Here is a 12525-nt window from a genome sequence, read left to right as displayed (position 1 = left end):
TTCCACCAGTGCGGACTCGTTCCACCAGTGCGGACTCGTTCCACCAGTGCGGGCTCGTTCCACCACGACGGACTCGTTCGGTTTCATCGGAGCGCGGAGGGTGAACGCCGACTCGTCGTCAGCGCAGGCCGCTCTTTCATCGGCGATCTCCCGCCTGGTCCGGGGCGGGTGCGGCATCTCGTCGTCGTTCGTCAGCGTGTTCGCCCCCCAGATGGCCGTGACGAGCGCGACGACCGCGAACCACAGCGCGAGCTGGAACACCTCCGACCGGCCGGTTACTTCCGCCACCGGCCAGTGCGTCCATGCCGATCGACCGAGTCGAGGATCGCACCTTTCCGCGCCTCTCGGCGGTCGCCCATCACTGCGTAAAATGTCGCAGTGGCACAACTGGATCCACCGGTGAAGATACCCCCAATCCGACACAAAATTCCACCCGCGTGTACTAAGTAATTTGGCGTCGTGAGTACGCAGTGCGCTCGGCTGATCGCAACGCACGCGATCTCGGGCGCCGGCCGACGGGGTGAAACAATGGCATCAGAACTCGAGGGTACCAACAGAGAGGCGACTCACCGCATCTGGGAGCACATCGAAAACGACGACCTCGACGCGCTCGACGAAGTCCTGGCCGAGGACGTCGTCCTGCGCGTCCCCGGTCGGAACGAGATCCACGGGATCGAGGGCTACAGAGACTACATCCGGACGTACAAGACGGCGTTTCCCGACACGACCTTCGAGGTGCACGACATGTTCGTCGACGGCGACGCGGTCATCACCCACTTTTCCTGGACCGCCACGCACGAGGGCGAGATCGAAGGGATCGACGCGACGGGGAACACCGTCGAGACCCACGGGATGACCATCAACCGGTTCGAGGACGGGAAAGCCGTCGAGGACATCAACTACTGGGACAATCTCGACTTCTTCCAGCAGCTCGGCGTGATGGAGTCGCCGACCGACTAACCGCTCTCTCTCTCCATCGACTGACCACTCTCTCCATCGACTGACCGCTCCCTCTCTGCATTGACTGCCCGCTCCGACCGCACCACCACGCCGTCGGAATCGATCGCGGGCGTCGCTCGAACGATCGCCGTCCACGCCCTCCCACGGGATCGTCGCGGACGTCGGTTCCTCGAATCCGCCGACCGACCAACCAGCCAGAGCGACAAGCCCGCACGACAAAATCGTTAAGGCGGAACCTCGTCTTTATCTTGCCAGATCAACCACCACGGAGCCCTCAGTCTGATGTCCTACCACACCAATTCGCCCCGATCGATCGAGCACCGTCATCGAACGAACCCCTTCCGTCCGGAGACCGAGACTGCGACCGAGATCGAGACGGCGTCCCTGCCCCCGTCGACAGCATCCGGCGCCGCGGACGATACCGGCACCCCGTTCACACACGCGGCACTCATCTACGAATCACGGGCCGATCAGTTCGAGACCGTGATCCCGTTCATCGCCCACGGGTTGCAACGCGGCGACCAGTGCATGTACATGGTCGACGATAATTCGCCAGCGGACGTCCTCGACGCGTTGCGAGCCCGGTACCCCGACCTCGACGTCGACGCCGCGCTCGAAACCGGCCAACTCGTCCTCACGACCGTCGGCGACACGTATCTCGCGGACGAACCGTTCACCGTCGAAGCGGGAACCTCCCTGCTGCGATCGGCGATGAAAGAGGCCCTCGCCGAGTGGGACGGCTTCCGCGTGACCGCCGAAGAGACGTGGCTCGACCGCCACGAGTCCGCACAGGACGACTTCATGTCGTGTGAAACCCACGTCAACGACTTGCTCGACGCCGAGGAGTGCCTGACGCTCTGCCAGTACAAACGCGGCGAAATCCCCGACTCGGTGATCGACGAGGTCCTCAAAAATCACCCGTGTCTCATCTACGACGGCACCGTCTGCCGGAACGTCTACTACCAGCCGCCCGAGGAGTACTTCGAGAAGAGCCCGATCGAAACCGACGTCGACCGGAAACTCCGCACGCTCGTCGACCGGACGACAACGCAAACCCGGCTTCGCGACCGCGAACGCTATCTCCGCGGCTACTACGAGATCACGTCCGACCCGACCCGGTCGTTCGAGGAAAAACTCGACGCGGTGTGTGACCTCGGGTGCGCGCACTTCGACCTCGACCTCGGCGCGATGGCCAGCGTCGACCCCGATACCGACCGCCTGGAGATCGAATACGTCAGCGACGATCACGAGTACTTCGAACCCGGGGTCGAACTCCCCCTGTCCGAAACATTCTGCACCGCCGCGACGGACAACGGCACGGGCAGCGTCGTCGATCCCGCCGCGGAGGGTTACGACGACATCTACGCCCACGACCAGCTCGGGATCCGCGCGTATCTCGGCACCTACCTCGAGATCGAAGGCGGCGCCAACCGCACGTTCTTCTTCGTCGGCGACACGCCGCGGGACCGGGAGTTCACGGGGAACGAGCACGCCATCCAGCGCCTCCTCGGCCAGTGGGTCAAGTACACGCTCGAACGCAAGCACCGCGAGGGATTCCTGCGCCGGAGCTACGAGATCACCGCCGACCCCGAGCTCGACTTCGAGGAGAAGCTCGTCCGGTTGCTCGACCTCGGGCGCGACCGGATGGACCTCGAACTGGCCGGGCTCACCCACGTCCCCGACTGGACCGATCAGTTCCGCAACGACTATCTCCTCGATTCCGACGGGATAACCACCCCGAACGATCCCGACGGCGTGCTGTGGGGGAATCCCGGCAACGGCCGGTACTGTCGGGAGGTGCTCGACGGCGATGGACCGGTCGCCGTGGCGGACGTGCGCGGCACCGACTGGGAACGCGATCCCACCTACCAGGACCGCGGCATCGCCTGTTACATCGGCACCCAGGTCGTGAACGGTGGCGAGACCTACGGGACGCTCTGGTTCGGGAGCACGACGCCCCGCGACCGCGAGTTCTCCGACACCGAGTGCACCTTCGTCGAACTCATGGGACAGTGGGTGAGCTACGAGCTCGAGCGCGAACACCGCGAACGCGCGCTCGAAGAGTCCAACGAGCGGCTCCAGCAGTTCGCGTACGCGGCCAGCCACGACCTGCAAGAGCCGCTTCGCATGGTGTCGAGCTACCTCCAGCTCGTCGAGCAGCGCAATTACGACGAGCTGGACGACGACACCCGAGAGTTCATCGACTTCGCGGTCGACGGCGCCGACCGCATGCGCGAGATGATCGACGGCCTGCTCGAGTACTCGCGGGTGCAAACCGACGCCGATCCGCTCGAACCCGTCGACCTCGACGGCGTTTTCGACGACGTCCGCACCGACCTCCAGGTCACCCTCGCGGAAGCCGAGGCGACGATCACGGCGGACTCGCTGCCCCGCGTTCACGGCGACGGCAACCAACTTCGGCAAGTCCTCCAGAACCTCCTCGAGAACGCGATCACGTACAGCGGCGAGGGCCCGCCGACCGTTCGGGTCACGGCCGAGCGCAGCGGGCGGGAGTGGACCGTCTCGGTCGCGGACGACGGGATCGGCATCCGGGACGAGGACCACGACCGCGTGTTCGGCGTCTTCGAACGCGGACACGGCCGCGAAGACGGGAGCGGGACCGGGATCGGGCTCGCGCTCTGCGAGCAGATCATCGCCCGCCACGACGGCGAGATCTGGCTCGACTCCGAGCCCGGTGAGGGCACGACCGTCTCGTTCACGCTGCCTGCGGCTGATCACGAGCAAACGACCCGGGGCTGAGAAACAATCGAGCCACTCCTGCTAAATTCATCCGCTCTATCTTGCACACCCAGCCCACCAGCTGGTGCAGAGGTCGAGCGCGACGTGCGAGAGACGGGGCGCAAGTACAGCGGAAGACGTTGCTGAGCGATCCGCGACCGGTCAGGAGGATGGTAGCTATCGACTCCTAACTTTTACCCTCGGTTACTCGTTCGTTCGAACTATGGATTCGGGACGCCGGGAGGTGCTCATCGCCCTTTCCGGAATCGTCTTTTTGGCAGGGTGTAGCCGGCAGGACTCCGACGGCCGGGTCGATTCCGCGAACCTCCCGGACGGTATCGAGCGGGCGGACCTGGAGTCGGTGTTTCTCGGAACGGAGCCGTTCACGACGCCGCCGACCGAACCCCTCCACTACGCGAACGCGGTCGAAATCGCACAGGTGGACGACGACGGCGAGGAACTCCGCTCGCACACCGAATTCGACCTGTTCGCCGATGGCGACTCGCGCGTCGACATCCGGCAGCGGTTCACCACGGAGACGACTCGCCACGACGGGGGCGTGAACGCCGCCTCGCGGGTCGTTACCGAGATGCGAGATGGGGCGTGGGTGCGGTTCGACCGGGAGCTGCGGGAAACCGACGACAAACGGATGATGGTGCGGGGCTATCCGGACGAGGGAGACGAAGTCGAGATCGCCTCCATGTGGGTCGATCGATACTACGAACCGTTCTTCGAAGACGACGCCGGAGCCGACGGGACGGCGAGGCTGGACGAACGAGCGGCGGACGTGCTGCTGCGCGAGGTGGCCTACGAGGAGGAACTCGAGGACGGGCTCACCGAGATTTTCTGGATGCCGTACGCCGACCTCTCGTTGGACCCTCGCGAGAGCGTCGCGGTGGACCCGGCGACCGGTTCGGTCGAGGCGACCGACGACGCGAGCGAGAACGCGATCCGGTACGACGTCGAGGAGATCGCGTTCGGTGACGATGCGGTGGGCGTCGACGGTGAGGCCGTTATCCACGAGGACGGACTCGTGAGCGAGTTGACCGTCACCGCCGACGTGACCCAGTTGACGGACGGGTACGAGAGCGCCACCGTCCGGTGGGACGTCGAGGGTCGGTGGAGGCCCGACGTGGCCGAGACGTTCCCTGCGACCCCGGAGTGGACCGACGACGCGTTCGGTGACGCGGAGCTCGAGTGCACCATCAGTGCGAACTACCTGGCGCTCGAGAACGCGGGCGACGAGTCGATCCGCGGCCCGTTCGAGATCGCGGTGGTCGGCACGTCGACCGAGGACGGCAGTCGCGATTCCCCGCCGCCGTTCAGACCCGCGGTCGACGACCTCGCGCTCGAGGACGCCGAGGCGATCGCCAACGAGCCGCTCGCGCTCGACCCCGGCGATACGCTCTACCTGTACCGCGGCGGCCGGTACGTGGGCGCGTGGGAGAACTTCGCCGTGAACGACCCGGACGGCCTCGACGAACACGACCCGGAGTACGGCAGTCCCAACAACGACCTCCTCCAGTTCGACGACGACCACACCGGAATCGTCGTGCGGCGACTCAGCCCGGCCGACCTGCTGTCGGCATTACCGTCCAGCGTCGACGACCAGGACCGGCTGGCGTACTACGATCGACACCGAGACGCGTGGGAAAATGACGAGGGAACGTTGTACACGCGTGTCCTCTCGATCGAGCCCGATCCGACGGTCGACCCGGATTTCACGCCGGGTGCGTAGGTCAGATCGGTGCCGAAGTCTGGAAGGGTGGTGAGCTCGACGGGACGAGCTGGTTCGGGGCCACGACGCGCCGGGAGGATCACGACCGCGCTTTCGGCGTCGTCGAACGTGGCCACGGCCGCGAAGACGGGAGCGAGACCGGGATCGGACTACTCCTCCAGCGCGTGTCCAGGAAGCACGGTACGCACTAACCGCCGCCGGCTCCAGCTTCGAACGCGGTTCGGGTCGATCTCGGGCCGGCTCTACGAGGGTTGCAGGGACTGAGGATCTTGCAGGGGCTGCCAAACCGGCATACCCCGGCAGTTCACCACTAATTAGCTACAGTAACTCCTCTCTCGTAGCCTCGCAGACAGGGAGGGAGCCACGTGACTGCCGACCAGGATGCCGCAGACGACCTCGAAACGCTCGAGGGGCCTGTCACGCGCGGGGGGCACCTCACGCTCGAGGGACCCGGCACGATCGCGGGGCACCTCACATGCCCAGCAGCAAGTCTCGAAACCGTTTGGCCCGGTCTCGAAGTAGTCGCGGCCCTCGAAGGAACGATCGTGCGCTGCCTGCCGACCGTCGGTAGCTCCGATTCCGGGGGGCGAAACGATCCGTCGTGAAACGCGAGAATATGCGACTTCCAACGGCGTCCGGAAGGATGTGCTGTAGGCTGGCAGGTGGATCGGTGGGATCGATTGGCCTAGGCCGGTCGACCCAGCGCTGTCGGCGCTGGCCGGCCGTTGCAACCTCGGCCTCACTTCCGACGTTCCTGGCGACGGCGTGGACGTGGACCAGCTCCGGACGTCCGGTCCGGGTTCGATCCGGCAGTCCGTTGCAGCTTCGATGCACTCGCGGCGGACGACTCGATTTTCGAGGATCTCATCGCCACGGCCGAGGTCGACGGCGAGGAACTCGATCGGGACTCGACCGGCGAACGAGTGCGGCGGGCGCTCGCCCCTCCCCTCATGTTTCGGATCTGATGATCGACGCGCCCGTCGAGGTGGCGGGCGGTGACCGACTGGTGACAACCAATGAGTGAATCATTCGACACGGACAGACTCGCTCGCGAGGGCAAGTCGGTGTACAGGGATGCGTATGGAGCAAGCTACGGACTCCGTCGAGATGGATACTCGACGGGTGAGGGGCCACGTGGATCCGGACCGACACCGGGGCGCACGGGACCGATCGCCGTCACGTCGTCGCGACGCCGGGGGTCGGGGCGCGGGGTGTCTCGGCGCTCGGTCGGATCGATCCGGCGACGGGGTGGTCGACGATGAGCGACTTCGTTGCGGAGGACCTCGGCACCGCCCTTTTGACCAAGCTACAGGGGATGTTCACGGCACAACCGGACGACATTCCGGGCGGGCCGCCCGAAGACCGGTTTCTCGTCTGGTGTATCCCGGGGCTTCCCTTCGAACCGGAGGGGTTCGAGTTCGCCCATCGCGGCATGTGGGAGGACGACGAGGACGACGAAGGCGACTACTCGGAGCAGGCACAGCTCCACGCGGCCGAGCGGTGGGCCAGGGTCGCCAACTTCGTCCCGGATCCGGCGTCGATCCCGTACCACGGCGATCGGTTCGGGACGATGGGGATGTTGACCCGGGAGGGACAGAACGAGGTGCTCTCGACCACGTTCGAACCGGACGGTCAGACCGTCGCCAGCATCTATCGGAGCTTCCTCGACCACTCGCAGGTCCCCGACACGGAGCCCACGGAGGAACAGCAGGAGGCGATCGAGGAGTACCGCGAGATCGTCACGGGAGAGACGATCGAAACGTACGAGAATTACATGGTAGACTACGAGCTCGCGCTGGAGGAGTACCTCGACAAGTGGCTCGACGCCCAGGTGTCGGACGATCCGCGGGTCGTCAGACGGTGGTCGCGGATGGAGGACGTCTACCGTCGGCGGCTGAACATGGCGCACGATCGGTGGGTGAGCGAGGGTCGGAAACACGAAGTCGAGGACGCGATGGCCCGGATCAGCCAGCTCGAGGGCGGAAACGTCACCCAGCTCAAACAGGAGCTGATCGAGGACTTCCGGCAGTTCGAGGAGACGAATACCCAATCGGGCGTCAGCTTCTACCGGACGTCGGTGACGCCCCCGCGGTTCGCGGAGTCCGACGCCTGGAACCGAGTCGAGTTCACTCGCGAAATGGTTGAAGAATATAGCGAGGAGGGGTTCGAACGCGAGCAGATCCAGGCCGACGCCGACGTCTCGATCGGCCCGATCGTCGCGCTCGCGGGCGAGTACGACGAGGAGGAGGAAATCGAGAGAACCTACGAGGAGATCGATACCGAGGACTTCGAGCTCTCGTTCGAGTACACGCAGGTGAAGATCACGAGACCGTGGTTCTCGCCCGAGTTGCTCTTCAGCAACGCCTGGCGGTGGGACCCGAACATGCCGGAGCTGGACTACCTGACGACGGACCTCTCGGACGGCGCCAGCCCGCCGGACGGGGCCATGATCGGGTACGCGACGAACGGGCTCTTCCTCCGAAACGTCGAGCTCCGGATGGCCGAGCTCCGGAAGGAAGACAGCGAGCTCCGAGAGGACTTCGAGCGCGTCGGCGAAGGCGGTGTGGGACTCGACGTGGACATCTCCCTCGGACCGATCCCGCTGAGCGGGGGCGGCTCGTACGAAGAGGAGACGAGCGAGGAGGAGAGCAAGGGCTTCGAGCTCGATGCGGACGGGACGCTCTCGGTCGACGGGATGCAACTGATCGGGTTCCGGTGTCGCATGCTGCCGAAGGTGCCGAACCCGAGCGACGAGGTCGGGGAGTGGATCGGGTGAGTCCATGAGTGCCGATCACGAGGAAAACGCACTGTTGGCCGTGCTCGCGAGCGTCCTCGAATCGCTCGAGGTCCCCGACACGCACATCTCGTTCGCCACGTCCGCCTCGACGCTGGTGCTCGAGGACCTCGAGTTCGCCGAAACGTCGCCGGCCGACGGCGACGAGGCTCGCGACTCCCTGCGGGCCGCCGCTCGATTCGCCCGGGCGACCAACGAGGTCCCCACGTTCGAGGCGGCGTGGGACGGATCGGGAGCGCTCCTGTGGAACCAGTATCGGCCGCTGTTCGACGCACAGTGGGCGATCGGGGACGGCATCGACGCGGCGACGGCCGAGCGACTAGAGGAAGCGCGCGAGCGGCGTCGAACCACGTACGAGGCCTTCGAAACGTACCTGGACGACGCGTACGAGGAGTTGGCGGCCCGCGAGGACCCGCCGGAGCAGCTCGACGATCGGGCGACCGCGCTCGCCGAACGCGCCTGGACCGACTCCGGCAAGGCCGACGAGTACGACCAGGCGACCGCGATCATAGACGAGCTCACGGCCAACGAAGCGGTTGAGCTTCGGACCCGAGCCGAAGAGCGGTTCAGGGCAGCCCAGCGGTTCGCCCCCGAATACGGCGAGTTCTTCTACACCGCGCCTCGACGGCGTGCGTCGGACGTGGCGGAGAACGACGATATCTGGTGGCAGCTGCAGCTGGACCGCGAGGAGTTAGAGGAGATCGGGGCGCGACTCCCGAGGGACCACCCCCGGCTGGTCGGCAGCGAGTGGGCGCTGGACCGATCGTGGGCGATCGCGGACGTCGAAGCGGTCAGCCTCGAACTGGCCCGGGTCGGGATCCACCGCGGGTGGTTCGCCCGGGACGCCCTTACGAGCCAGCTCTGGCGGTGGCGGAACCCGTCACGGGCGCCGTTCTCCGACGGCGAGGACCCGCCGTCGGGGACCATGCCCGGGTACGTGGACGAGTTGGTGTTCGCTCGCAATCTCCGGGTCGTCCCCCGGCCGAGGGCCGTCACCCGCCTCCGGTCGGCGTCCGACCTGGGCGATCCCGAGACGCTCGGTCCGTTCCGGACCGACCGCGCGGACGCCGATGGCGACGGCGGTACGCTTCGATCGCTCCTGTCCGTGGACCGCGAGAGGATCGTCGAGCGCGGGATCGAGTTCGTCGGGTCCGTCCTCGAGGAGGTCGAGGCCGAGCGGTCCGAACGATCCGCCGCTCGAGACTCGTCGGACGGTGACGAGCAGTCGTCGGACGACGAAGACGCGCGCTATCGGACCGTCTCGGACGAGCAACGTCTCGACGAATCGCGAAACCACCAGCAGCGACGAGCCGGGTCGCGCCGGGGTGGGCGTACCGTTCGCGACCGGCGCAGCGGGAGCCGTCGACGTGGATCGGATCGGACGAGAGAACGAAGAAGCAGGGGACGATCCGGCGGGTCGGCGCGAGTCCGCGACCACCGTACTGACGACGACCGCGATCGGACGCAAGTCCCCGCGGACCGGGGGCGAGACGCCACCGACGATGGTGGACGCGACGACGAGGAACCGGGCGTCTGCGAGGGCACCGTCCTCGGGGCCGACGGGGTCGGGCTCGACCAGGTCACGGTGACATTCACCGCCGACGAGACGGTCGTCACCAGCGCCGTGACCGACGAAGACGGGGCCTTCGAGGTCGAACTTCCGGCCCAGCGCTACGGCGTTCGGGCGACCAGGCCGGGGTACCGCGACCGCGACGTCGGCGCCGTGGACCTCGAACCGGGAGCGAACCACCTCGAGTTCGCGCTCGAACCGGACCTGGACGGGGCGGAGATCACGGTGCTCGACGGGACGACCCTCGTCGCCTACGTCTGCGAGCCGCTCCCCGCAGTCCCCGATCCGGATCCGTACCTGGAGTGGTCGGAGGTGGACCGGTGACCGACGAAGCGCCACCCCGCGCACCCGTCGGAGCCGATCGAACGGTCGTAACCGACGGCGGGTGGCGCGTCGAGCCCGACGACATGCCCGCCGTCCCCGACGAGTGGCGACTCCCGCAGGTGACCGACGACGACATCGCCGCGTACGAGGCCGCCACCGCGAACGAGGAGCCCTGGACGCGCGGTGCGCGAGTCGTCTGGACGCGTCGAGCGCGCGCCAGGACCCGGCGGTTCCCGGACGAGCCCGATACCAACGTGGACCGGCTCCCGATCCCGCCGTGGATTTCGGTTCCGGAGTGGCACGACGCGATGTGGGAGCAGTACGAGAAACAGGACCGTGCGCTCGGGGACGGCCGCGGTGGGGAAACGCACTCGCGCGGACCGCGGGAGGTCCTGGGGACGCAGTCCGGACGATCGGACGCCGAGTACTTCGTGCTGCACGATCCGGACGTCGCCGAGGAGAACCTCGTCGGCGAGGATCCGGTCCACTTGTGGCTCGGGGTCGAGAACCTGGCGCTCACTCGCGAGTGGTACGAGCGAGGCAACGCGACGAAACTGGAGCGCGGGACCACCGGCTGCTTCGTGCACGTCGAGGTCTGTATCGCCGATCGAGGCCGCCGCGGACCGAACACGGGACAACACGCCTTCCACCAGTACTGGGACCTGGCGAACGCCTACGTCGCCGCGTCGCTCGAGGCCCAACAGTTCCTCACGGTGACGGCCCACCGCGAGGTCGACCGGGGGTTCCGCGACGGTCACGACGACCCGACCGACCTGAACCTCGAGTTGTTCTATCGGCTGATCAGTCGATCGCTGCTGTACGGCGACGTGGACTGCGCCGCGGAGGGGTTCGGGTTCCCGGCGACCTTCGGCATCGCCCCGGCGCGGTTCGAGACGGAGAACCGACAGGGAGACGTCAACGAGTTCGTGCCGTACCACCTCGGGCGGATTCCCAGGGCCGATCAGTACGGCCCGGTCCGCACGCGGGGACCCGAGGACGACGACTCCGCGTACGATCCCCACCACGTGGCCCACCACTCGAAGGGCCGGTGGGGATGGCTCTACGAGCGAGGCGAACTCCCCGCTGAGCGGACCTGCGGGGGCGGACGGTGGCCTGCGGACGCGACGACCCCGCCGGATCCGATCTGAACAGGTTGGATCCGGGACTCGCGACGCACTAGCCGTCGATGCGCGCCAATTTCTCGCGTTTCTCGGGCGGGACGGGGTTGACGTACTTCGCGGCTTCGTCCTCGCACAGGTCGTCGAAATCGCCGTCGGTCGTGAGCAGATAGTCGGCGTCGTACGCCCGTGCGAGGGCGAGGATGAACGAATCGTACACGTCGTGGTCTTTCTCGGCGCTGATCTCGTAGGCCTCGAGAATCGTCGTCTCCGTGGCGCCGACGATTCGGGCGGGGCTCCGAACGAGCGATTGGACGGCGTTTCGCGCGGCGACCGCGTCGACGCCGAAATCGCTCGTCATCACGTACTGCGCTCGCAACGGGTAGTAATCGAACACGAACAGGACGTTCGGGCCGTCGATCGCGTTCTGGATCCACGGGTACACGTCCTCGTGCGCGGGATGATCGTCGGTGAGCGCGATCGCCAGCACGTTCACGTCGGTGAGCACCGTCACCTCCGTCGGGAGCGACAGTGACCCGTCGCTCATCGATCCGTCGGGCCGAAGAGCGATTCGCCGGCGTCGGTCGGCGTCGTGTGCTCCCAGTCCTCCCGGCCCGCCGTCGCCGTCTCCAGTTTCGAACTCGGTTTGGGGTCGATCTCGAGGACGGATCCGACGAGGGTCGCGGGGATCTCGTCGTTCGATTCGATGCCCAACCGGGCCCGGACCGCTTTCGGGAGCGTTACCCGCCCTCTATCGTCCACCGTGAGCGTGAGCTCCTCGCCGCGGTTCGATTCGGAGGAGGTCTTTCCCATTTTCGATCGCCTGTGTCCCACTACTCTGTTGACATACAAAACGATTGCGCCGCTCGAAGCCTCGGTGTGCTCCACATCCTTCCTCAGGTGATCCGCTGGCACGAGGCTGCGAGACGTTATTCGACCAGGGAAATGCGCTCGGTACAACTCACGCATCCGTTTGCTTGCGAACCGTTCACTACGCAGGGGAGGTAGTCGAGGTGAGAGGGCGTCGTCGCAGTTATCAGTGCTTTCGACCTGCCCAATCCTCAAGCTTCATCAACTGGATAATGTCTTTCTAGGTTAAAACAGCATGGTAAACAACTTGTAGTATATTGCCTTGTTAAAACGATCTCACATCTCTCCCGAATATATGTTCCTTCACGCGATATTCAATAGTTATATTAACCACTAGACCCTCTGTCACGTTGGAAGCCACTCGCTCCAGCTTCACCGGAGAGGGCATGCAAATGCCCCGGGTGTTGAAGCA

The 12525-nt window shown here is 66.0% G+C and carries 8 protein-coding genes and 1 pseudogene; 6 read left to right on the top strand and 3 right to left on the bottom strand.

Going from position 1 to position 12525, the window contains the following annotated elements:
* Positions 1-288: pseudogene (locus QZT59_RS02490) on the bottom strand (hypothetical protein); the annotation flags it as partial.
* Positions 289-528: 240 nt separating this feature from the next.
* On the opposite strand from QZT59_RS02490, the gene QZT59_RS02485 reads away from it, so the two are divergent.
* The 6 genes from QZT59_RS02485 (at position 529) to QZT59_RS02460 (ending at position 11273) form a co-directional block, all read left to right on the top strand.
* Entirely contained in the window at positions 529-960 is a 432-nt protein-coding gene (locus QZT59_RS02485) for an ester cyclase (RefSeq protein WP_290810865.1), read from the top strand.
* Positions 961-1242: 282 nt separating this feature from the next.
* Positions 1243-3720 (top strand): MEDS domain-containing protein, encoded by a 2478-nt coding sequence (locus tag QZT59_RS02480; RefSeq protein WP_290810862.1) that lies wholly within the window; start codon positions 1243-1245, stop codon positions 3718-3720.
* Between the two features lie 202 nt (positions 3721-3922).
* Positions 3923-5437 carry a hypothetical protein gene (locus tag QZT59_RS02475; RefSeq protein ID WP_290810859.1) on the top strand — a complete coding sequence of 505 codons (1515 nt, stop codon included), beginning with the start codon at positions 3923-3925 and terminating at the stop codon, positions 5435-5437.
* A 1258-nt stretch (positions 5438-6695) separates the two neighbouring features.
* Positions 6696-8213 carry a hypothetical protein gene (locus QZT59_RS02470; protein ID WP_290810857.1) on the top strand — a complete coding sequence of 506 codons (1518 nt, stop codon included), beginning with the start codon at positions 6696-6698 and terminating at the stop codon, positions 8211-8213.
* A 4-nt stretch (positions 8214-8217) separates the two neighbouring features.
* Positions 8218-10125, top strand: coding sequence for a carboxypeptidase-like regulatory domain-containing protein (locus tag QZT59_RS02465; RefSeq protein WP_290810854.1), 1908 nt, complete (start codon positions 8218-8220; stop codon positions 10123-10125).
* Positions 10122-11273, top strand: a complete 1152-nt coding sequence (locus tag QZT59_RS02460; protein ID WP_290810850.1) for a hypothetical protein — start codon at positions 10122-10124, stop codon at positions 11271-11273. The genes QZT59_RS02465 and QZT59_RS02460 overlap by 4 nt, the downstream gene beginning before the upstream one ends.
* Before the next feature lie 28 nt (positions 11274-11301).
* Here QZT59_RS02460 and QZT59_RS02455 read toward each other — a convergent pair whose 3' ends face one another.
* Positions 11302-11790, bottom strand: a complete 489-nt coding sequence (locus QZT59_RS02455) for a type II toxin-antitoxin system VapC family toxin (RefSeq protein ID WP_290810848.1) — start codon at positions 11788-11790, stop codon at positions 11302-11304.
* Positions 11787-12158: an AbrB/MazE/SpoVT family DNA-binding domain-containing protein gene (locus QZT59_RS02450; RefSeq protein WP_290810846.1), complete on the bottom strand. Its 372-nt coding sequence runs from the start codon at positions 12156-12158 to the stop codon at positions 11787-11789. Before QZT59_RS02450 ends, QZT59_RS02455 begins: the two co-directional genes overlap by 4 nt.
* Between the last annotated feature and the right edge of the window lie 367 nt (positions 12159-12525).

Origin of the sequence: Halovivax sp., assembly GCA_007119345.1 — an archaeon.
Classification (GTDB): domain Archaea; phylum Halobacteriota; class Halobacteria; order Halobacteriales; family Natrialbaceae; genus Halovivax.
This window is presented reverse-complemented; position numbering and strand designations above follow the sequence as displayed.